The organism is Pseudomonas sp. NPDC090755, from assembly GCF_044769005.1.
Taxonomy (GTDB): Bacteria; Pseudomonadota; Gammaproteobacteria; order Pseudomonadales; family Pseudomonadaceae; genus Aquipseudomonas.
In genome coordinates this window covers 183,805-205,892 of record NZ_JBIVXC010000006.1, presented here as the reverse complement: position 1 = coordinate 205,892, position 22,088 = coordinate 183,805, and the positions used below count along the sequence as shown (strand labels likewise).

Sequence of the window (22,088 nt, the reverse complement as noted above, 5' to 3'; positions counted from 1 at the left end):
CAATAGAAGAACTTAGAAACACTTTGCCACGGCGACGTGACCGCGTACTCATGAAGTGCGCACCCCGCCTCAACGCCCGTCAGCAAAGGCCGCCTGCGAATCCCAGCCGCCGCCCAATGCCGCAATCAACTGCACACTCGCCACCAGCCGCCCCTGCAACAGGTTCAGCACGCTGCGCTCGTTGCTCAACGCGGTGGTCTGCACGTTGACCACGTCCAGGTAGGCGATCAATCCGGCCTTGTACTGGTTGTTGGTCAGGCGCAGGGATTCGCGAGCGGCGTCCAGGGCTTCGCGGCGGATGCGCGCTTCGTCTTCGTAGACCTTGAGCTGCACCAGGTAGTTTTCCACTTCCTTGAAGCCGTCGAGCACGGTCTGGCGGTACTGGGCCACGGTCTGGTCGTAGAACGCCTCGCTGCGGTCGACTTCGGCCGAGCGCTGGCCAAAGTCGAGCAGGGTCATGGCCAGTTGCGGGCCGACCGACCAGAAGCGGTTGGGCACACTGATCCAGTCGTTGAAGCTGCTACTGCTGTAGCCACCATTGAGACTCAGGGTCAGGTCCGGGAAGTACGCGGCCTTGGCTATGCCGATACTGGCGTTGGCCGACATCACCTGGCGCTCGGCCGAGGCGATGTCCGGCCGGCGTTCGAGCAGTTGCGACGGCAGCGCCAGCGGTACGTCTGGCAGCGCCGGGATGTCCTGGCTGTCGGCCAGGCTGAAGTCGGCCGGCGCCTTGCCCAGCAGCACAGCGATGGCGTTTTCCAACTGGGCACGCTGCCAGACCAGGTCGACCAGGTCGGCCTGGGTGGTCTTGAGCTGGGTTTGCGCCTGGGCCACCGCGTCCTTGCCGGAGACGCCGGCACGGTACTGGTTTTCGGTCATGGTCAGTGAACGCTGGTAGGCCTGCACCGTGGCTTCGAGCAAGCGCTTCTGCTCATCCATCACCCGCAATTGCAGGTAGTTCTGCACCAGCTCCGACTGCAGGCTCAGGCGAATGGCGGCCATGTCGGCCAGGCTGGCCTCGGCGCTGGCCTGATTGGCCGCCAGGCTGTCGCGCAGCTTGCCCCAGAGGTCGGCTTCCCAGCTCACGCCCAGGGTGGTGCTGTAGGTGTTGCGAATGCCGCTGCTGTTGTTGCTCAGGCTGGAGCTGGAACTGCCGGTGCCCTGACTGGAGCGGGTCTTGCCGGCGTTCAGGTCAATCGTGGGGAACAGCGCGCCACGGGCGCTGCGCACCAGGGCCTGGGACTGGCGATACTGGGCTTCGGACTGGGCGACCGTCTGGTTGCCGGCGTTGAGCTGCTCGACCAGGCCGTTGAGCCGGGCATCGCCATAGAGCTCCCACCAGGCACCGCGCTCCAGCGCATCGGAAGGGTTGGCCTGGGTCCAGCCGGCGGCATGCTTGAACTGCACAGGGGTCGGGCTGTCGGGACGATGGTAGTCCGGGCTCAGTGTGCAGGCACTGAGCATCGCCAGGCACAAGCTGGACGCCAGCAGGCGCGAGCCTCGGGTGCCCAGCAGTGGCTGCAGCGAGCGGTCGGAGAGAAGCGGACGTCGGGTCATAGCGGGGTTTCCAAAGCAGCGTCGGTGCGCACGCCGCGCCAACGGTTGAAACGGTGGCGCAGGCGGTCCAGGTAGAGGTAGACCACCGGGGTGGTGAATAGCGTCAGGACCTGGCTGAACACCAGCCCGCCAATAATGGTCAGGCCCAGCGGCTGGCGCATCTCGGCGCCTTCGGCCTGGCCCAGCAGCAACGGCAGCGCGCCGAGGATGGCCGCCACGGTGGTCATCAGAATCGGCCGCAGGCGCAACAGGCAAGCGCGGCGGATCGATTGTTCCGGGCTCAGGCCCTCGTGGCGCTCCAGTTGCAGGGCCAGGTCGATCATCAGGATGGCGTTCTTCTTCACCACGCCGATCAGCAGGAACAGGCCCAGCAGGGAGATCAGGCTGAACTCGCTGCCGACCACGTAGAGCGTGAGCAAGGCCCCTACCCCGGCCGACGGCAGGGTCGAGAGAATGGTCAGCGGGTGGATGTAACTCTCATAGAGGATGCCCAGCACCAGGTACACCGCCAGCAAGGCGCCGAGGATCATCCACGGCTGGCCCTCCTGACTCTTGGTGAAGGCATCGCCGGTGCCGCCGAGCCTTGCGATCACCGACTCGGGCAGGCCGACCTTGGCCACCGCCCGCTCCACGGCGGTCATGGCCTGGTCCTGGCTGTAGCCTTCGGCGACGTCGAAGTTGATGTTCTGGGCGGCGAACTGGCCTTCGTGGCTGACGCGGTCGTCGGCCAGACTGTTCTCGTAATGAGCGAAGGTGGCCAACGGCACGCGCACGCCATCGGCGGTGATCACCTGGACCTGCTCCAGGGTACGCGGGTCCTGGGCGTACTTGGGGTTGATCTCCATCACCACCTGGTACTGGTTCAGGCTGTCGTAGATGGTCGAAATCTGCCGCTGGCTGTAGGCGTTGTTCAGCACGGCGGTGACCATGCTCATGTCGATGCCCAGGCGCTTGGCCTGTTCGCGGTCGACCACCAGGGTGATCTGCTGGGTGCCGCCGCCGTCGCGGGCATCGATGGCGGTCAGCTCCGGCAAGGCCTTCAAGGCGGCGACCACTTTCGGGTACCACTCACGCAATGCCGACAGATCGCTGCTCTGCAAGGTGTAGAGGAATTGTGAGGTGCTCTGCTCGCGGCCGCCACCGAACTGCAGGTCCTGGTCGGCCATCAGGAACAGCCGACCGCCCGGGACCTTGGGCATTTCCTTGCGCAGGCGCTCGATGACCTTCTGCGCCGACAGTTTGCGTTCGCTGATGGGCTTGAGCTTGACCAGCACCATGGCGTTGTTGGTGCCATTGTTGCCGCCGATGAAACCAGCGACGCTGGCCACTGCCGGATCCTTGAGCAAGGCGCGGCGGTAGATTTCCATCTTCGGCTGCATGACCTGGAACGACAGGCCGTCGTCGCCGCGGACAAAACCGATCAACTGGCCGGTGTCCTGCTGCGGCAGGAAGGTCTTGGGTACCACCACGTACAGGGCGATGTTCACCGCGATGGTCACCAGCAGGCTCGCCAGGGTCAGGCGCCGGTGGCGCATCACCCAGTCCAGGCTGCGGCCGTAGCCGGCCATCATGCGCTCGTTGAGGTGCTCGCTCCAGCGTTGCAACGCGGTCTGCTGCCCTGGCGTGTGTGACTTCAACCAGCGGGCGCAAAGCATCGGCGTAAGGGTCAGGGACACCAGCAAGGAGACGATGATCGCCGCCGCCAGGGTGATGGAGAACTCGCGGAACAACGAAGTGACGATACCGCCCATGAACAGGATGGAGACGAACACCGCCACCAGCGACACGTTCATCGACAGCAGGGTGAAGCCGACTTCCCTGGCGCCCAGGTAGGCAGCGCGCATCGGCGATACGCCTTCGTCGATATGCCGGGAAATGTTCTCCAGCACCACGATGGCATCGTCCACCACCAGGCCGGTGGCAAGGATCAGCGCCATCAGCGACAGGTTGTTGAGCGAAAAACCGCACAGGTACATCACCGCGAAGGTGCCCACCAGCGACACCGGCACCGCCAGGGTCGGGATCAGCGAGGCACGCAGGTTGCCCAGGAACAGGAACACCACCAGGATCACCAGGGCCACGGCGATCAGCAGGGTGTGCTCGGCTTCCTTGAGGGTCGCGGTGATCACCGGCGAGCGGTCCATGGCGATATCGAGCTGGACGCTGGCCGGCATCAGCGACTCGAGCACCGGCAGCTGTTCCTTGATCCTGGCCACGGTCTCGATGATGTTGGCCCCGGTCTGGCGGTTGATCACCAGCAGCACGGCATCCTGGTCATTGAAGAAGCCGCTGTTGTAGCGGTTCTCCACGGCGTCGCTGACCTTGGCCACATGGCTCAGGCGCAATACCGCACCGTCCTGGTAACGGATCACCAGGGGCTCGTAGTCCCTGGCCTTTTCCAGCTGGTCGTTGGCCTGCACCTGCCAGTTGCGCTGGCCGTCTTCGATAAAGCCCTTGGGCCTGCGCTGGTTGGCGTTGGCGATGGTCTGGCGCACGTCGTCCAGGGCCACGCCGTACTGGTTGAGCAACTGCGGCTCCAGCTCGATACGCACCGCCGGCAGCGAACTGCCGCCGATCTGCACCTCCCCTACCCCCGGCACCTGGGACAGGCTCTGGGACAGGATGGTCGAGGCCAGGTCGTACAGCTGGCCTTTTTGCAGCACCTCAGAGGTCAGGGCCAGGACCATGATCGGTGCCTGGGCCGGGTTGATCTTCTTGTAGGTCGGCATGCTGCGCATACCGCTGGGCAGCAGGTTGCGTGAGGCGTTGATGGCCGCCTGCACCTCGCGGGCGGCGGCGTCGACATCGCGGTCCTGGTCGAAGGCCAGCACCACCCGGGTCGAACCCTGGCTGGAGTTGCTGGTCAGGGTGGTGACCCCGGCGATGGCGCCCATGGAACGTTCCAGGGGCGTCGCCACGGTGGAGGCCATGACCTCGGGACTGGCCCCCGGCAGGTTGGCCTGGACCACGATCACCGGAAAGTCCATCTGCGGCAGCGGCGCCACCGGCAACAGGCCGAAGCTGACACCACCGAGCAGCATGATCGCCAGGCTCAGCAGCATGGTCGCCACCGGGCGACGGATGAAGGGTGCTGACAGGTTCATGGCTTGGCCTGCGCCACGGCGTCAGGCTGACGACGCCAGCGGCGCGCCAGGCGGTCGAAGTACAGGTAGATGACCGGGGTGGTGAACAGCGTCAGCACCTGGCTGACCAGCAAGCCGCCGACCATCACCAGGCCCAGGGGCTGGCGCAACTCGGCGCCCGAGCCTGTGGCGAGCATCAGCGGAATGGCCCCGAACAGCGCCGCCAGGGTGGTCATCAGGATCGGCCGGAAGCGCAGCAGCGCCGCCTGGTAGATCGCCTGCTGCGGGTCCATGCCCTGGTTGCGCTCGGCCTCCAGGGCGAAGTCGATCATCATGATCGCGTTCTTCTTGACGATACCGATCAGCAGAATGATGCCGATGATGGCGATCATGCCCAGGTCGTTGCCCGAGAGGATCAGCGCCAGCAAGGCGCCCACCGCCGCCGACGGCAGGGTCGAGAGGATGGTCACCGGGTGGATGTAGCTCTCGTAGAGCACGCCGAGGACGATGTACATCGTCACCACCGCCGCCAGGATCAGCAGCAAGGTGCTCGACAGCGAGGCCTGGAAGGCTTCGGCCGCGCCCTGGAAGCGGGTCTGCACACCGACCGGCATGCCGATCTCCTGCTGCACCTGCTCGATGGCCTTGACCGCGTCGCCCAGGGCCACGCCTTCGCCCAGGTTGAACGACATCATCACCGCCGGAAACTGGCCGATATGGGCAATGGCCAGTTGCGCCTGGCGCTGCTCGATGCGCGCCAGGCTCGACAGGCGCACCTGCCCGCCGTCGACGGCCTTGACGTGGATCTGCTCCAGCACCTGCGGCCCGAGGGTGGTGGCGGCCTCGGCCTGCAGCACCACCCGGTACTGGCTGGCCTGGGTGTAGATGGTGGAGATCTGCCGCTGGCCGAAGGCGTCGTACAGCGCGTTGGTGATGTCGGCGACATTGATGCCCAGACGGCTGGCGGCGTCACGGTCGATCACCAGGTACACCTGCAGGCCCTTGTCCTGCAGGTCGCTGGCCACGTCAGTGAGTTCCGGGCGCTGTTGCAGGGCCTCGACCAGCTTGCCGCTCCACTGCGCCAGCAGCTCGGCGTCGGGGGACGACAGGCTGAACTGGTACTGGGTGCGGCTGACCCGGTCTTCGATGCTCAGGTCCTGCACCGGCTGCATGAACAGGCGGATGCCCACCAGCTTGTCGAGCTGCGGCTGCAGGCGGTTGATCACCTGGGCCGCGGTGACGTCGCGCTCGCCGTGGGGCTTGAGGTTGATCAGCAGGCGCCCGCTGTTGAGGGTGGCGTTGTCGCCATCCACACCGATGTAGGACGACAGGCTCTGCACCGCCGGGTCCTTGAGGATCACCGCGCTCAGCTCCTGCTGGCGCTGGCTCATGGCGGCAAAGGAGATCGACTGCGGCGCTTCGGAAATGCCCTGGATCACCCCGGTGTCCTGCACCGGGAAGAAGCCCTTGGGCACCGCCAGGTAAAGCACCACGGTGAGACCGAGGGTGGCCACGGCCACCAGCAGGGTCAGCGGCTGATGGCGCAGCACCCAGGTCAGGCCACGGCCATAGTGTTCGATCATCCAGTCGATGAACGCACCGCTGGCACGGTAGAAGCGGCCCTGCTCGTCTTCCTTGGGCTCGCGCTTGAGCAGGCGCGCGCACATCATCGGCGTCAGGGTCAGGGACACCACCAGGGAAATCAGGATGGCCACCGCCAGGGTGATGGCGAACTCGCGGAACAGGCGACCGACCACGTCGGCCATGAACAGCAGCGGGATCAGTACGGCGATCAGCGAGAAGGTCAGTGAGACCAGGGTGAATCCGATCTGCCGGGCGCCCTTGAGCGCCGCCTGCATCGGCGTCTCGCCCTCTTCGATATGCCGGGAAATGTTCTCCAGCATGACGATGGCATCGTCCACCACGAAGCCGGTGGCGATGGTCAGGGCCATCAGGGTCAGGTTGTTGATCGAGAACCCGGCCAGGTACATCACCGCAAAGGTGCCGATCAGCGACAGCGGCACCGCCACCGAAGGAATGATGGTGGCGCTCATGCGGCGCAGGAACAGGAAGGTGACCATGACCACCAGGGCGATGGCGATCAGCAATTCGTGCTGCACGTCCTTGACCGAGGCGCGGATGGTCTGGGTGCGGTCGGTGAGCACCATCACGTCCAGGCCCGCCGGCAGGTTGTCGGTGATGGTCGGCAGCATGGCCTTGATCCGGTCGACCACCTCGATGACGTTGGCCCCGGGCTGGCGCTGGATGTTCAGCAGCACGGCCTGGTTCTGGTTGGCCCAGGCCGCCAGGCGCTCGTTTTCGGCACCGTCGACGATCTCGGCGACATCCTTCAGGCGCAGCGGCGCGCCGTTGTTGTAGGCCAGGATCAGGTTGGCGTATTCCTCGGGGGAGCGCAGCTGGTCGTTGGCGTCAAGCATCGATACCCGGGTCGGGCCGTCGAAGTTGCCCTTGGGCTGGTTGACGTTGGAGGCACCGATCAGGGTACGCACGTCGGCCAGGTTCAGGCCCGCCGAGGCCAGGGCGTCGGGGTTGACCTTGATCCGCACCGCCTGGCGCTGGCCGCCGGCGATGCTGACCATGCCCACGCCGCTGATCTGGGCGATCTTCTGCGCCACCCGGGTGTCGACCAGGTCGTTGAGCTTGGGCAGCAACATGGTCTGCGAGGTGATGGCCAGGGTCAGCACCGGGGTATCGGCGGGGTTGACCTTGTTGTACACCGGCGGTGCCGGCAGGTCGCTCGGCAGCAGGTTGGTGGCGGCGTTGATCGCAGCCTGCACCTGTTGCTCGGCGACGTCCATGTTCATGTCCAGGCTGAAGCGCAGGGTCAGCACCGAGGCCCCACCGGAACTGGTGGAGGCCATCTGGGTCAGCCCCGGCATCTGCCCGAACTGGCGCTCCAGCGGCGCGGTCACTGCGCTGGTCATCACCTGCGGGCTGGCGCCCGGGTACAGGGTCATGACGCGGATGGTCGGGTAATCGACCTGGGGCAGTGCCGCCACCGGCAGCAGCTTGTAGGCAATCAGGCCGGCCAGGACGATGGCCAGCATGCTCAGGGTGGTCGCCACCGGGCGCAGGATGAACAGCCGCGAAAGGTTCATGCGCCGGCCTTGCCCTGCTTGCCTGCGTCAGCCGAGGCATCCTTGTCGCCCTGGCCCTGCAGGTGCTGGCCGGGGGTGGTCGGGACTTCGGTGCTGTCGTTGACCACTTCCACGTCACTGCCGTCACGCAGGCGGTCGGTGCCTTCGAGCACCACCCGATCGCCCTTGGCCAGCCCCTCGAGAATGACGGTGTTGTCACCGTCGCTGGCGCCCACCTTGAGCGCACGGATACGTACCTTCTTGTCGCCCTCCAGCACATAGACGAAGGTGCCATCGGTGCCGAACTGGATCGCCGCCGAAGGAGCCAACACCACGTTCTTCAGGGTGTCGGCGAGCAGGCGCACGTTGACGAACTGGTTGGGGAACAGCGCCTCGTCCTGGTTTTCGAATCGTGCCTTGAACTTGAGGGTGCCGGTGGTGGTATCGATCTGGTTGTCCAGGCTGCGCAGTACGCCGACCGCCTGCTGCTTGACGTCGCCACGGTCCCAGGCTTCCACCGGCAGGCTGGCGCCGCTGCGGTAGCGCGCCAGCACGGTGCCGAGTTCGGACTCGGGCAAAGTGAAGGCCACAGTGATCGGCTGGGTCTGGGTGATCACCACCAGGGCGGTGGTGTCGTTGGCCGCCACCAGGTTGCCGACGTCCAGCTGACGCAGGCCCAGGCGACCTGCAATGGGCGCGCGGATGCGTGCAAAGTCCAGGTTCAGCCGGGCATCGCCCACTGCAGCCTGGTTGGTCTTGATCGTGCCCTGGTACTGGCCGACCAGCGCCTCCTGGGTGTCGAGGGTCTGTTTGGCGATGCTGTCTTCGGCGTACAGGCCTTTATAGCGCGCCAGGTCGATCTGCGCGTTCTTCAGTTGCGCCTGGTTCTGCGCCAGGGTGCCTTCGGCCTGTTGCAGGGCGATCTGGTAGCTGCGCGGGTCGATCTCGGCGAGCAGATCGCCGGCCTTGACCTTCTGCCCTTCCTGGAAGTTGACCTTGACCAGCTCACCGGCGACCCGGCTGCGCACGTTGACCGTGTTGGTCGCGGTGACCGTGCCCAGGGCCTTGAGGTAGACCGGGAAGTCACCCACGGTGGCCGGTGCCACCCGCACCGGCACGGGACCGGCAAAGGCGCCGAAGCCCGGCCGCCCGCCTTTGCCCCCCGGCCCGCCCAGCCCGCCCGCGGCCTTGTGGGCTGCAGGCGCAGGCCACAGCCACCAGCACAGACCGGCGACCAGCAGCAGGATCAGCAGGCCGACAAGCCAGCGACGAGGGGAACGGGAACGAGAAAGCATCGGTTGATCGACCATTGTGCGAATAAGAATTCTTTTGAGGAGGCTGAACGATAAGCACTGAACGCGGATAAGCAAAGCGCCTTTACCGGCAATTTACCTTGGGCTTACGTTGCTAAGACAATGAACTGTAAATGAAAACGGCCTGGACTAGGTCCAGGCCGTAACAATTGCTAACAGCATGATCGCGGTACGAGCCCGCTCCCACAGTGGGAGCAGACTTGCCCCGCGATCAGATCATTTCAATACTGCCAGGGCAGCATCATAGTTCGGCTCGTCGGCAATTTCGCCAACCAGCTCGCTGTGCAGCACCTTGTCGTTTTCATCCAGCACCACCACGGCGCGGGCGGTCAGGCCGGCCAGCGGGCCGTCGGCGATGGCAACGCCGTAGTTCTCGATGAACTCGCGGCCACGCAGGGTGGACAGGTTCTGGACGTTTTCCAAGCCTTCGGCGCCGCAGAAACGCGCCTGGGCGAACGGCAGGTCGGCGGAAATGCACAGCACCACGGTGTTGTTCAGTTCACTGGCCTTTTTGTTGAAGGTGCGCACGGAAGTAGCGCAGGTCGGGGTATCGACGCTCGGGAAGATGTTCAGCACTTTGCGCTTGCCGGCGAGGCTCGCCAGGGTCACGTCAGCCAGGCCGGCACCGACCAGGGAGAACGCTGGCGCCTGGGCGCCGACTTTCGGCAGATCGCCCTTGACCTGAACCGGGTTGCCTTTGAGAGTCACTTGAGCCATGAGCTGAGTCCTTATGCGGGGGTGAGTTAAGGACCAGAGTTAATCATGAAAGTGCCCGGGCACCTATGGGCGAGATGATAAATTGTTGTATTGCCAGACAACTTTTGTGGACAAAGCGCGTCTCCGGAAGCTGACAATCCAGCTTCCGGAGCGCTTCACATCATCAGCCCAGCAGCGAGTACACCAGGGCCGAGATGGCCACCAGGCCCACGGCAACCACGAAGACGTTGGACATCTGCCCGCTGTACTTGCGCATCGCCGGCACCTTGCGGATGGCGTACATCGGCATCAGGAACAGGATCGCGGCGATCACCGGGCCACCGAGGGTCTCGATCATGCCCAGGATGCTCGGGTTGAGGGTGGCGACAATCCAGCAGATCACCAGCATGAAGGCCGCGGTCATACGGTCCAGGGCCTTGGCGCCCGGACGCTTGCCGCTCTTGACGATCAGGCCCTTGAGGCCTTCGCTGGCACCGATGTAGTGGCCCAGGAACGACTTGGCGATGGCCACGAAGGCGATCAGCGGGGCGGCAAAGGCGATGGTCGGGTTACTGAAGTGGTTGGCCAGGTACGACAGGATCGACAGGTTCTGCGCCTTGGCTTCGGCCAGTTGCGCCGGGCTCAGGGTCAGCACGCAGCTGAACACGAAGAACATCACCATGGCCACCATCAGCAGGTGGGCGCGGCCCAGGATCTGCCCGCTGCGCTCGTCGGCGTGGGCACCGTAGCGGCGTTTCTGGTCAACGGCGAAGGCCGAGATGATCGGCGAGTGGTTGAAGGAGAAGACCATCACCGGAATCGCCAGCCACAGGGTGTGGAGGAAGGCCGAACCCGATGGCAGCTCGTTGGCGGTGGTGAGGATGCCGCCGCTCCAGTGCGGGATCAGGAACACCGCCAGGAACGCCAGGGCGACGATGAACGGGTAGACCAGCAGGCTCATGACCTTGACCGTGGCCTGCTCGCCGCAGCGCACGATCGCCAGAAGGCCGAGGATCAGCACGAAGGACAGCACGGCGCGCGGTGGCGGCTCGATGTGCAGCTGGTGCTCCATGAAGCTGCCGACGGTGTTGGTCAGGGCCACGCTGTAGATCAGCAGGATCGGGAAGATGGCGAAGAAGTACAGCAGGGTGATCAGGGCACCGGCCTTGATGCCGAAATGCTCTTCGACCACTTCGGTGATATCGGCGCCGTCACGACCGGAGAGCACGAAGCGGGTCAGGCCGCGGTGTGCGTAGTAGGTCATGGGGAAGGCCAGCAGTGCCAGGATCAGCAAAGGCCAGAAACCACCGAGCCCGGCGTTGATCGGCAGGAACAGGGTTCCGGCGCCGATGGCCGTGCCAAACAGGCCCAGCATCCAGGTGGTGTCGTGACGGGACCAGCTGCCGAGGGTGGCTGGGGTCGATTCAAAGCGTTGTTCAACGCTCGGGGCCTGCTCATTCATCCGGGTGCAACTCCACTCGCAAGACTGCAACAGCGCTGAGAGTGGCGAAACAGACGCTTCACGCACCCCAGCCATAAAAGAGGGGCGCGATTGTGCGCTCAAAGGTTGCACTTGAGAAGCCCCTTCCGAGGAGCGGTTGCACCTTTACCAGAAACATCGCGGGGCAAACCCGCTCCTACAGGAGCGGGCTTGCCCCGCGAACAGGACTAAAGACGATTACTGAACCGCAGCAATCGCCTCGGCCACCTGCTGCAGGTTGTCCGGGCGCAGGCCGGACATGCACACCCGGCCGCTGTCGATCAGGTACACGCCGAATTCGTCACGCAGGCGACGCACCTGGGCAACGCTCAGGCCCGTGTAGCTGAACATGCCGCGCTGTTCCAGGAAGAACTGGAAGTCCTGGCCCGGCAGCAGCACCGCCAGGGCGTCGACCAGGCCCTGGCGCATGTCCAGGATCCGCAGGCGCATCTGCTCGACTTCCGCCGCCCACTGGGCATTGAGCGTGGCATCGCCAAGCACCGCGGCCACCAGTTGGGCGCCGAAGCTGGGCGGGCTGGAGTAGTTGCGACGCACGGTGGCCTTGAGCTGGCCGAGCACGCTTTGCGCGGTGTCGGCATCGTCACAGACCACCGACAGGCCCCCTACCCGCTCGCCGTACAGCGAGAAGATCTTCGAGAACGAGTTGCTGACCAGGCACGGCACGCCGGCGCGGGCCACTTCGCGGATGGCATAGGCATCTTCGGCCAGGCCCTCGCCGAAGCCCTGGTAGGCGATGTCGAGGAACGGAATCAGCTCGCGAGCCTTGACCACTTCGATCACCTGTTGCCACTGGCTCTGGCTCAGGTCGACACCGGTGGGGTTGTGGCAGCACGGGTGCAGCAGCACGATGCTGTTGGCCGGCAGGGTCTTGAGGGTGGCGAGCATGCCGTCGAAGTCCAGGCCACGGGAGCCCTGGTCGAAGTACGGGTAGGTATTGACCTTGAATCCTGCGCCTTCGAAGATCGCCCGGTGGTTGTCCCAGGTCGGATTGCTGACCCATACCTGCGAGTCGGGGAAGTAGCGCTTGAGGAAGTCGGCACCGACCTTCAGCGCGCCGGAACCGCCGACGGTCTGTACGGTGGCCACGCGACCGCCCTGCACCGCCGGATGATCGGCACCGAACAGCAGCGCCTGGATCGCCTGGCGGTAACTGTGCAGGCCTTCCATCGGCAGGTACAGCGAGGCTTCGTGAGGCTGCCCGGCCATGCGCCGCTCGGCTTCGCCAACGGCAGCCAGCTGTGGCACCACGCCTGCGGCATCGTAGTACAGGCCGATACTCAGGTTGACCTTGTTGGCCCGTGGGTCAGCCTTGAAGGTCTCCATCAGGGAGAGGATCGGGTCGCCGGCATAGGCATCGACATGTTTGAACACAGCGTGCAGCTCCTTGGTTCTGGGCAATTCGTAAAGGACTGTGGCGAGAATACCTGTAGCGGCGCCGAAGGAACATGTCCCCGGGTGCAACTAATCAATGCATTCATGCACGCCAGCCCCTTGCACTGGCCAGGGCAGCCAGCCTTCACGGTAGGCAAGGTACAACAGCGCGCAGACATTGGCCGTCGCCGTCTTGCCGAGCATGTTGCGTCGATGCGTGCGCGCGGTCTGGTCGCTGATGCCCAGCGCACGGGCCACCTGCTTGTCGCTCAGCCCCTGGGACAGGCAGCCAAGCACGTGCTGTTCACGTGCCGACAACGGCGTCGCCGACCTTTGCGGGCCTGGGCCATGCCCAGGCACAGATGGATCGCCACCAGTGCGCTGGCGCGGCCGACCTTGAGTTTGTCGAGCAGGTTCTCGCGGTGTTTGCGTGCGGTCGAAAACGCGATGGACAGTTGCTCTGCAACTTCCCGGTCAGTCAATCCACGTGCAACCAACGAAAGCACCACGGTTTCCCGCTCACTCAATCGCATGTTCGCTCCCTGAACCGTTCGCAACTGCACCGAGGTCTGCCCGCACTTGAAAAGCAAGCCTAGGAGCTGCCCTACCCCTGTCAAGTGGCGCCAAAAACCCCGTTGCATACCGCATTTGCCGAATGTTCCAGGATCGGTGACAGACGGACGATTCAGCTGCCGACGTTATTCAACCCGGTGGTCGGCGGCAGGGAATGTCGCTGCGAGTCGCTGTTCGGCCCACTCGAACACTCAACGGAAAAGGAATGCGCATCATGAACTGGAACCGCTCGTTTACCGACCTGATCCGCAATGGCCGTGCCGCGTACTGGGGCAACTGGACCCTCGACCAGAAACTCAAGGTCGGCTGTGTCGGCTTTGTTTCTCCCGACAGTGGTGACTTCACGCTGGTGCAGGAACAAGCCCCCGGGCTGACCGTCAGCACCCGTAATGCCCCCAACCAATGGAAGTTGTCGTCGAGCAATGTGAAACGCAGCCAGAGCAGCGTGGCATTGGACGGTTCAGCGACCGATCCGGAAACCGGCACCAAGATCACCGCCGGCACCGAGGTAAAGTGGGATTTTGCCTCCACCGGCTCCATCGCCTCGGAGTTTGGTATCGCCTCTGAGGACTACCTGGCCGACCTCACGGTGCTGACCCAACCGCAGACCCTGCAATGGCTCAAAGACCAGGCCAACCGGGTCAGCATGGCGTCCAGCAACGGTATCGCCCAGGGCTTTGGCGTGGTCACCAGTGTGATCTACGCCACCAGCGGCCTGAACGTCGGCTCGCAGGACAACAGCTCGTCGTTCTCCATCACAGGTTCCGTGGGCGGTGTGCAAGACCTGCTGGCCAGTGCCGACGCCAAGGGCTCTTACGTTTCGACCAATCAGACCAAGAGCGTCGACCAGCACTTGTGGCCCGACAAGGCCGGCACACTGGCCACTCAGTCGATTCCGATCGCCTACACCTTCGCGTCATTCGACGGCGAGCTGCTGATCCCCAACTGGATCAACCGCCTGGGTGGACTGGAGATTCTGTTCAACAACAAACCCGGTTGCACCTACATCACCGCCATTACCCTGGACTACGACACGCCGTCAGGAAAGCAGCACCAGTCGTTCAGCCTAAGTGGCGGCCTGTCGAAAACCGTGGGCAACATTCCGCTCAACGCCACCAACATCACTGCCCAAGTGACCTTCAAAGGCATGATGAACAGCGATAACTACAGCTTCAGCTGGCCCAGCCCGCTGGGCCAGTGGTTGACCGGGAGCCGGGAAATCCAGATGACCGGCGTGTGGCCGGGCAAGACGTCGGCCAAGGATCTGGAGCACTGACACGCGCCCGTTCAATCAGCCTGCACTGCGCAGCCCGCAAGGGCTGCCGCGAGGAAACCACCATGTGTAACTGCACATCCGATTTTCTGGTCAAACACGTCCGGATCCTTGGCCAGCGCCGACCTGACGATCTCTACAACCAACTGATACAACGCGATCTTGAAGTGCCTGCAGAGGCGATGCGCATCCTCAACGAGACAATCGACAACACGCGCGAAGCGGTGACACACCGCGCGGGTATCACCCTCCAGGCCAGGGTTGAAGAGTTCGGTCACCAGTACCCCAATACCGTGATGTTCATGGACCTGGCGACGCTGCAACAGTTCTGCACATCGCTCAACCCATTGCGCCCTGGCAAGCGCGACTTCGACTGTGGAGTGCGTATCCCCTGGATTGTGACCTGGACGGGTACCAACAGCTACGAAGTGGTGCAGAACGCGGCGGGCTTTGGCGCGTCCACCAACCCCGAGGGTTTTTGCAACCATTACCGCCACCCGCTGAAGGATGGACACAGCAATACCAGTAACTGGAAACCCAAAGGCCTGTAAGGACAGGCCCCATCGTCAGCCCGACTGGCGATGGGGCCTGGGCACTCAGTCCTGCGCCATGGCCTGCAACTGCGCCAGTTCCTGCGGCGTCAGGCTCACCCCGTCACGGGCCGAGGCTTCACGCTCGCGGTAGCGACGCTCGCCGGGCATACGGGTCAAACCCACTGCCTGCATCTGCTCCACCAGTTGCCGGCTACGCTCGGCAAAGCGATTGCCTTGAGCCTTGCTCGGGTCAATGACGATAATCAGTTGCCCCGTCCATGGGGTTTTCGCGCCCGGGTGCTGCGCCCAGTCGAACTCCCAGGAGAAATGCCCGCCGGTCAGCGCTGCCGCCAGCAACTCGACCATCATCGACAGCGCCGAGCCCTTGTGCCCGCCAAACGGCAGCAGCGCCCCGCCGTCAAGGATCTTGCCCGGCTCACGGGTCGGCTGCCCTTCGCTGTCCACGCCCATGCCTTCAGGCAACAGCTCACCCTTGCGCGCAGCGATCTGCACGTCACCGTGGGCGATGGCGCTGGTGGCCATGTCGAAGACGATCGGATCGCTGCCGGCACAAGGTGCGGCAAAGGCAATCGGGTTGGTGCCGAACAGTGGCTTGCGCGCGCCATGGGGCACCACGCAGGTCATGCTGTTGACCACGCTCAGGGCCACCAGGCCTTCGTCGGCAAAAGGTTCGACATCCGGCCAGAGTGCGGCGAAATGGTGTGAATTGTGGATCGCCAGCACGGCGATACCGGCACTGCGCGCTTTCTCCACCAGCAGAGCGCGGGCGGCCGCCAACGCGGGCTGGGCGAAGCCACCCTGGGCATCGACGCTGACATAACCACTGGCGACATCGCTGACCACCGGCACCGCCCGGCCATCGACCCAGCCGCTGGCCAAGGTCGACACGTAACCGGGAATCCGGAACACACCGTGGCTGTGCGCACCGTCACGCTGGGCACTGGCGCAGTTGAAGGCAAGGCTGGCGGCCACCGTTTCGCTGCAGCCATGACGAACGAAGATGCGGTGCAGCAGGGCCTGCAAATCGGCAAAGGCAATCTGCGTGACAGCGGTGTCGGGACGTGCGGACATCTGAAGCTCCCTTATTGGATTTGGTATGGGCTTACAGCGCAGGGCAAGGCCTGGAACTCTCGCGCAGTGACAGCAAACTGTCAAATATTGACTTGATGACAGAAAACATTCATTTTCTGTTTCCAAGTGTAATCGCCTTCGAGAATCGCCCGTGAGCCAACCGATCAAGCAACGCCTGGAAAACAGCCTGCACAATGCGGCGGCTTCGGGTCGCAAGATCGCCAGCTACATGCTCGCCCACCTCACCGACCTGCCCTTCGAAACCTCGGCCAGCCTCGCGGCCAAGATCGGCGTCAGCGAATCGAGTGTCGGGCGCTTCTGCCGTGCGCTGGGCTATGAGCACCTCAAGGCGCTCAAGCACGATCTCAAGGACGACCTGGGCGATGGCCCCTGGCTGGTCGGTGATCGTTTGCAAGAATTCCGCCAACGGCAGGGCAAGGATGCCGCCGGCATCGCCCGCAGCCTCGAACAGGAAGTCGGGGCGCTGGTGCGGGTCTACGAATACAGCCGCACCCCGGCCTGGGAAGCGGTCAGCCAGCGCCTGGCGCAGCGGCGCCGGGTGTTCGTCGCCGGCTTTCAGACCGAGCGCGGCATCGCCCAGTGCATGGCCCACCTGCTGCAGTACCTGCGCGACGGCGTGCAGGTGGTCGACGGCAGCGCCGGGCACTTCGGCGAAGTGTTGCTGGCCGAGCCCACCGAGTGCGCCCTGGTGGTGTTCGAGGCGCGCCGCTACTCACGCCACGCCCTGACCTTGTGTCGCAAGGCACGGGAAACGGGCATCCCGGTAACACTGGTTACCGACACCTTCTGTGACTGGGCCGATGCCAACGCCGATGAGGTATTTCGCATCCCCACCGAGTTCAATCTGTTCTGGGAGTCGACCGCGACGATGCTGTCGTGGGCGCACCTGATGGTCAACGAGGTCTGCAAGAAGCTAGGACCGGATGTTGAAAAACGCTTGGAAGCAACTGCCGCTCTACACAATGAATTCGTTGGCTACACGTCAACGAGCAAACAATAGCAAGAGTGCAAACAACAGATCGAGGTGTGACATGAAACCCGTTATCCGCTTTGCAGGCGCGTGCGCCCTGCTGCTCGCCAGCGCAACCATGGCCCAGGCCGAAACCCTGAGGTTCGCCACCGAAGGCGCTTACCCACCCTTCAACTATGTGGACTCGGATAACCAACTGCACGGCTTCGATATCGATATCACCAAGGCCCTGTGCGAGCAGATGAAGGTCGAGTGCACCCTGGTGGCCCAGGACTGGGAAGGCATCATCCCGGCGCTGATGGCCAAGAAATACGACGCGGTGGTGGCGTCGATGATCGACACCGAGGAGCGACGCAAGAAGATCGCCTTCACCAATCACTACTACAAGACCCCACTGTCGGTCGCCGTGGCCAAGGACAGCGAGATCACCGACGCCCAGACCAGCTTCAAGGGCTACACGGTCGGTGCGCAGTCCTCCTCGACCCAGGCGATCTACGCCGAAGACGTGTACGGCAAGGCCGGTGCCGACGTCAAACTCTACCCGACCCTCGATGAAGCCAACGCGGACCTTGCTGCCGGGCGCCTGGACGGCGTGATCGCCGACAAGTTCCCGCTGCATGAGTGGCTGGGCAAGGCCGGCAAGGACTGCTGCAAGATCCTCGGCGACGTCAACGGCACCAAGGCCGACGCCGCGATCGCCGTACGCAAGGACGACCAGGCCCTGCGCGAGCGCCTGAACAAGGCCCTGGACGACATCGTCGCCAACGGCACCTACCAGAAGATCGCCAGTCGTTACTTCGACTTCGATATCTATCAGTGACCGATCGCGGGGCAAGCCCGCTCCCACCCTCTGTGGGAGCGGGCTTGCCCCGCGATGAAACCCTCCCCAGCACCACACACTCTTGAACCGAGAGGGTTCGCCCATGCTCGAACAACTGTCCCTGTTATCTTTCGCCAGCGGCGGCTGGGGCCAGGCCCTGCTGGCCGGCGCCCTGGTGACCATTTCCCTGGCCCTGGCCTGCCTGCCCATCGGCCTGCCCCTGGGCCTGGGCGTGGCCCTGATGGCCCGCTCGCCCAAGCGCTTTCCCCGCGCCGTGGCCACGGTATTTTCCACCGTGTTCCGCGGCCTGCCCGAGCTGCTCACGCTACTGATCATCTACTACGGCTGCCAGATCGCCGCGCAGAAAATCCTCCTGGCCATGGGCTATGAGGGCGAGGTGATGATCAACACCTTCCTCGCTGCGATGATCGCCTTCAGCCTGGTGTTCGCCGCCTTTTCCAGCGAAATCTGGCTGGGCGCCTTCAAGACCGTCGCCAAAGGCCAGTATGAAGCCTCCCAGGCCCTGGGCCTGAGCAAGGCCACGACCTTTCGCAAGGTGATCTTCCCGCAACTGGTGCGCATCGCCATGCCGGGGCTGTCGAACAACTGGCTGTCGCTGCTCAAGGACACCTCGCTGGTCTCGACCATTTCCCTGGTCGACCTGATGCGCCAGACCAACCTTGCAGTCAGCGTGACCAAGGAGCCGATGTTCTTCTACGGCGTGGCATGCCTGGGCTACCTGCTGTTCTCGGCGCTGTCGGGTCGGGTGTTCGTGTTCATCGAGCAGTATTTCAGCCGTCACCTGCGGAGTGCCCGGACATGAGTTTCGATCAACTGCTGGCCTTCGTTCTCGACCCCGACCTGCTGGAACGCTACGGTCCACGCTTTATCGACGGTTTGCTGGTCACCGCCAAACTGGTCGCCATATCCTTCACCCTCGGCGCGCTGCTGGGCATGCTCCTGGCCCTGGCACGCCTGTCCAACAACCTGCTGCTGCAACGCCTGAGCGCCGGCTACATCTACTTCTTCCGTGGCTCGCCGCTGCTGGCCCAGCTGTTTCTGCTGTACTACGGCCTGGGCTCGCTCAAGGGTTTCTGGCAGGACGTCGGATTGTGGTGGTTCTTCCGCGAAGCCTGGTACTGCACCCTGCTGGCCTTCGTGCTCAACACCGCCGCCTACCAGGCCGAGATCTTCCGTGGCGCCCTGCTGGCCGTCGCCCCCGGACAGTACGAAGCGGCCAAGGCGCTGAGCCTCAAGCGCTCGACCACCTTCTTCAAGATCATCCTGCCGCAGTCGCTGATCGTCGCCATCGGCCCGCTGGGCAATGAACTGATCCTGATGATCAAGGCCAGCGCCATTGCCTCGCTGGTGACCATCTACGACCTGATGGGGGTGACCAAGCTTGCCTTCTCGCGCAGCTTCGACTTCCAGATCTACCTGTGGGCCGCCGTGCTCTACCTGCTGATCGTCGAGATCGTGCGGCGCAGCCTCAAACACATCGAAGCCCGACTGGGCCGCCACCTGCGCTGATTGCCTGATTTGTGAGGACCGTTCCAATGCACTGTCAAACCATCGTTCTGGGCGCCGGCATCGTCGGCGTCAGCACGGCGCTGCACCTGCAGGCCCGCGGCCGCAAGGTGATCCTCATCGACCGCGAGGAGCCGGGCAGCGGCACCAGCCACGGCAACGCCGGGCTGATCGAACGCTCGAGCGTCATTCCCTATGCCTTCCCGCGGGAGCTGTCGAGCCTGTTGCGCTATGGCCTGAACCGCCAATCCGACGTGCGCTACAGCCCGATGCACCTGCCAAAGATCGCCCCCTGGCTGTTCAAGTACTGGCAGAACTCCTCCGCCGCGGGCCTGGCTGTGGCCACCAGGGCCATGCTGCCGCTGGTACAGCGCTGCGTGGAAGAACACGATGCCCTTATCAAGGCGGCCGGCCTGGCCGACCTGGTCAAGGCCCATGGCTGGATCGAGGTGTTTCATAACGACGCCGCATTCAACAAGGCCCAGGCCGATGCCCATGCCCTGAAGTCGTTCGGCCTGAGCTACGAGATCCTCGATCGCCGGCAGTTGCGTGAGCGCGAACAGGACCTGACCGAAAACGTGGTCGGCGGCATCCACTGGCTCGACCCCAAGACCGTCACCAACCCCGGCGGCCTGACCCGTGGCTATGCGGCGTTGTTCGTCAAACGCGGCGGCCAGTTCATCCATGGCGATGCACGCACCCTGCGCCAGGTCGGCAGCGACTGGCAGGTCGACAGCCGCCAGGGACCGATCACCGCTCCAGACGTGGTAGTCGCCCTCGGCCCGCAGTCGGGCGATCTGTTCAGGCCGCTGGGGTACACGATCCCGCTGGAAATCAAACGCGGCTATCACATGCATTACCAGGGCCGCGATGGCGCCGAGCTCAAGCATTCGATCTGTGACGCCCAGGGCGGTTATGTCCTGGCGCCCATGGCTCAGGGCATCCGCCTGACCACCGGCATCGAGTTTGCCGCCAGCAGCGATGCCATCAACGAGATCCAGCTCCAGCGCTGTGAAGTGCTCGCCCGCACGATCTTCCCGCTGGGCAAGCGCCTCGACCCCAAGCCCTGGCTGGGCCGCCGCCCCTGCCTGCCGGACATGCGTCCGGTGATCGGCCCGGCGGCGCGCCACAAGGGCCTGTGGTTCAACTTCGGTCACGCCCACCACGGCCTGACCCTGGGCCCGGTCAGCGGCCGCCTGCTGGCGGAAATGATGACCGGCGCCGACACCTTTACCGACCCTGCGCCCTACAGCGCGGCACGCTTCAATTGATCGCGGGAGAATAACAACATGACCGCTTCACTGAGCCTTGCAGCCTCCACCCCTGTCCCGCACTCCGACCTGCGCAAGGTCGTGGTGACCATCGAAGGCCTGAACAAGCACTACGGTGCCTTCCATGTGCTGCGCGACATCAACCTGAACGTGCGCGAGGGCGAGCGCATCGTCCTGTGCGGCCCCTCCGGCTCGGGCAAGTCGACCCTGATCCGCTGCATCAACCGCCTGGAAATCGCCGAAGGCGGCACCATCCGTGTCCACGACACGGACCTGGCCCTGACCACCCGCCAGGCCGCCGAGGTCCGCAGTGAAATCGGCATGGTGTTCCAGCACTTCAACCTGTTCCCGCACATGAGCGTGCTGGACAACTGCACCCTGGCGCCCATGACCGTGCGCGGCCTGTCGCGCAAGGAGGCCGAGGAGCGTGCGCGTTTCTACCTGAACAAGGTGGGCATCGAAAGCCAGGCCGGCAAATACCCCAGCCAGCTCTCCGGTGGCCAGCAGCAGCGGGTGGCCATTGCCCGGGCGCTGTGCATGAAGCCCAAGATCATGCTGTTCGACGAACCGACCTCGGCGCTGGACCCTGAAATGGTGGCCGAAGTGCTGGACGTGCTGGTGAAACTGGCCGACACCGGCATGACCATGCTGTGCGTTACCCACGAAATGGGCTTCGCCCGCCAGGTGGCCGAACGCGTGTTGTTTCTCGATGGCGGGCAGATCATCGAAGACGCCAGCCCCGAAGCGTTTTTCAACAATCCGCAGAGTGCGCGGGCGCAGGGGTTCCTCGCACAAATCCTGCACTGACGGGTAGACCTGATCGCGGGGCAAGCCCGCTCCCACAGACCATCTCTCAGTGGGAGCGGGCTTGCCCCGCGATCGGGCTTACTGCGGATGCATCTTCGACTTGATCAAACCCACGATAAAGGTCAGCACCGCACCACCGGCACCGCCGCCGACAGCGCTGCTGATCAGCGACGGCAGGTCCACTGCCCCGCCCGCCGCCGCAGCACCCGGCTCACCGGTAATCGCCGCGACGATCTGCCCCAGCACCACCCCGCCGATGCCCCCGACGATCGAGTTGAGCCCCGCCCCCATGCCTTGCTTGCTCATGCCGACGGCGTTGCCACCCACCACACCGGCAATGATCTGAACCACCAGACTGACGATATCCATGACGTGAACCCCATGTAGCGTTGAGAGATGACGACTCGCATCCACCGACTACTAAAGGCACGACCACAGGATCAGAGGCGTCTCGACCCGGTCAACGACAGCGGGCTGTTGCCGAAGGACACAGTATAGGTAGCGCAGGGCCAGTGCGCCAAAGCCAGCGCTCGATCCGCACCTGGTAAAAATGCCAGGTTACGCCCCTGCCCCCGCCTCTTA

Annotated in this window: 19 protein-coding genes; 8 read left to right on the top strand and 11 right to left on the bottom strand. The window is 64.2% G+C overall.

Going from position 1 to position 22,088, the window contains the following annotated elements:
• Window positions 1-69 precede the first annotated feature (69 nt).
• The 9 genes from ACIQUS_RS12185 to ACIQUS_RS12145 all read right to left on the bottom strand — a co-directional run bounded on the left by ACIQUS_RS12185 (window position 70) and on the right by ACIQUS_RS12145 (window position 13,152).
• Window positions 70-1,557: an efflux transporter outer membrane subunit gene (locus ACIQUS_RS12185; RefSeq protein WP_403047267.1), complete on the bottom strand. Its 1,488-nt coding sequence runs from the start codon at window positions 1,555-1,557 to the stop codon at window positions 70-72.
• Window positions 1,554-4,661: an efflux RND transporter permease subunit gene (locus tag ACIQUS_RS12180; protein ID WP_403047264.1), complete on the bottom strand. Its 3,108-nt coding sequence runs from the start codon at window positions 4,659-4,661 to the stop codon at window positions 1,554-1,556. The genes ACIQUS_RS12185 and ACIQUS_RS12180 overlap by 4 nt, the downstream gene beginning before the upstream one ends.
• The gene (locus tag ACIQUS_RS12175) at window positions 4,658-7,759 is read right to left on the bottom strand and encodes an MdtB/MuxB family multidrug efflux RND transporter permease subunit (RefSeq protein ID WP_403047262.1); all 3,102 of its coding nucleotides are present in this window, start codon (window positions 7,757-7,759) and stop codon (window positions 4,658-4,660) included. The genes ACIQUS_RS12180 and ACIQUS_RS12175 overlap by 4 nt, the downstream gene beginning before the upstream one ends.
• Entirely contained in the window at window positions 7,756-9,048 is a 1,293-nt protein-coding gene (locus ACIQUS_RS12170; RefSeq protein WP_403047259.1) for an MdtA/MuxA family multidrug efflux RND transporter periplasmic adaptor subunit, read from the bottom strand. Before ACIQUS_RS12170 ends, ACIQUS_RS12175 begins: the two co-directional genes overlap by 4 nt.
• A 219-nt stretch (window positions 9,049-9,267) precedes the next feature.
• Window positions 9,268-9,768, bottom strand: a complete 501-nt coding sequence (gene tpx, locus ACIQUS_RS12165) for a thiol peroxidase (protein ID WP_403047256.1) — start codon at window positions 9,766-9,768, stop codon at window positions 9,268-9,270.
• 163 nt (window positions 9,769-9,931) lie between these two features.
• On the bottom strand, window positions 9,932-11,209 hold the full coding sequence (locus ACIQUS_RS12160) for a serine/threonine transporter (protein ID WP_403047254.1): 1,278 nt from the start codon (window positions 11,207-11,209) through the stop codon (window positions 9,932-9,934).
• 216 nt (window positions 11,210-11,425) lie between these two features.
• A complete protein-coding gene (locus ACIQUS_RS12155) occupies window positions 11,426-12,619 on the bottom strand; it encodes an aromatic amino acid transaminase (RefSeq protein WP_403047251.1) in 1,194 nt (397 codons plus the stop codon).
• 90 nt (window positions 12,620-12,709) lie between these two features.
• Window positions 12,710-12,937 carry a response regulator transcription factor gene (locus tag ACIQUS_RS12150; protein WP_403047249.1) on the bottom strand — a complete coding sequence of 76 codons (228 nt, stop codon included), beginning with the start codon at window positions 12,935-12,937 and terminating at the stop codon, window positions 12,710-12,712.
• Entirely contained in the window at window positions 12,889-13,152 is a 264-nt protein-coding gene (locus ACIQUS_RS12145; protein WP_403047246.1) for a response regulator transcription factor, read from the bottom strand. The genes ACIQUS_RS12150 and ACIQUS_RS12145 overlap by 49 nt, the downstream gene beginning before the upstream one ends.
• 254 nt (window positions 13,153-13,406) lie before the next feature.
• On the opposite strand from ACIQUS_RS12145, the gene ACIQUS_RS12140 reads away from it, so the two are divergent.
• Window positions 13,407-14,468 carry a hypothetical protein gene (locus ACIQUS_RS12140; RefSeq protein ID WP_403047243.1) on the top strand — a complete coding sequence of 354 codons (1,062 nt, stop codon included), beginning with the start codon at window positions 13,407-13,409 and terminating at the stop codon, window positions 14,466-14,468.
• Window positions 14,469-14,530: 62 nt separating this feature from the next.
• Window positions 14,531-15,016, top strand: a complete 486-nt coding sequence (locus tag ACIQUS_RS12135; RefSeq protein ID WP_403047241.1) for a hypothetical protein — start codon at window positions 14,531-14,533, stop codon at window positions 15,014-15,016.
• A gap of 45 nt (window positions 15,017-15,061) precedes the next feature.
• Here ACIQUS_RS12135 and ACIQUS_RS12130 read toward each other — a convergent pair whose 3' ends face one another.
• Window positions 15,062-16,090: an Ldh family oxidoreductase gene (locus ACIQUS_RS12130; protein ID WP_403047238.1), complete on the bottom strand. Its 1,029-nt coding sequence runs from the start codon at window positions 16,088-16,090 to the stop codon at window positions 15,062-15,064.
• A gap of 151 nt (window positions 16,091-16,241) precedes the next feature.
• Here ACIQUS_RS12130 and ACIQUS_RS12125 point away from each other — a divergent pair, with 151 nt between their 5' ends.
• The 6 genes from ACIQUS_RS12125 to ACIQUS_RS12100 all read left to right on the top strand — a co-directional run bounded on the left by ACIQUS_RS12125 (window position 16,242) and on the right by ACIQUS_RS12100 (window position 21,506).
• Window positions 16,242-17,111, top strand: a complete 870-nt coding sequence (locus tag ACIQUS_RS12125) for a MurR/RpiR family transcriptional regulator (protein ID WP_403047235.1) — start codon at window positions 16,242-16,244, stop codon at window positions 17,109-17,111.
• Between the two features lie 31 nt (window positions 17,112-17,142).
• Window positions 17,143-17,901: a transporter substrate-binding domain-containing protein gene (locus tag ACIQUS_RS12120; RefSeq protein ID WP_403047233.1), complete on the top strand. Its 759-nt coding sequence runs from the start codon at window positions 17,143-17,145 to the stop codon at window positions 17,899-17,901.
• Window positions 17,902-18,004: 103 nt separating this feature from the next.
• On the top strand, window positions 18,005-18,724 hold the full coding sequence (locus ACIQUS_RS12115) for an ABC transporter permease (protein ID WP_285862978.1): 720 nt from the start codon (window positions 18,005-18,007) through the stop codon (window positions 18,722-18,724).
• A complete protein-coding gene (locus tag ACIQUS_RS12110; RefSeq protein ID WP_403047230.1) occupies window positions 18,721-19,431 on the top strand; it encodes an ABC transporter permease in 711 nt (236 codons plus the stop codon). Before ACIQUS_RS12115 ends, ACIQUS_RS12110 begins: the two co-directional genes overlap by 4 nt.
• A 26-nt stretch (window positions 19,432-19,457) precedes the next feature.
• Window positions 19,458-20,699: an NAD(P)/FAD-dependent oxidoreductase gene (locus ACIQUS_RS12105; RefSeq protein WP_403047225.1), complete on the top strand. Its 1,242-nt coding sequence runs from the start codon at window positions 19,458-19,460 to the stop codon at window positions 20,697-20,699.
• Between the two features lie 18 nt (window positions 20,700-20,717).
• A complete protein-coding gene (locus ACIQUS_RS12100; RefSeq protein WP_403047222.1) occupies window positions 20,718-21,506 on the top strand; it encodes an amino acid ABC transporter ATP-binding protein in 789 nt (262 codons plus the stop codon).
• A 78-nt stretch (window positions 21,507-21,584) separates the two neighbouring features.
• Here the strand turns inward: ACIQUS_RS12100 and ACIQUS_RS12095 are convergent, their stop codons facing one another.
• Window positions 21,585-21,875, bottom strand: a complete 291-nt coding sequence (locus ACIQUS_RS12095) for a hypothetical protein (RefSeq protein ID WP_403047220.1) — start codon at window positions 21,873-21,875, stop codon at window positions 21,585-21,587.
• Window positions 21,876-22,088 lie beyond the last annotated feature (213 nt).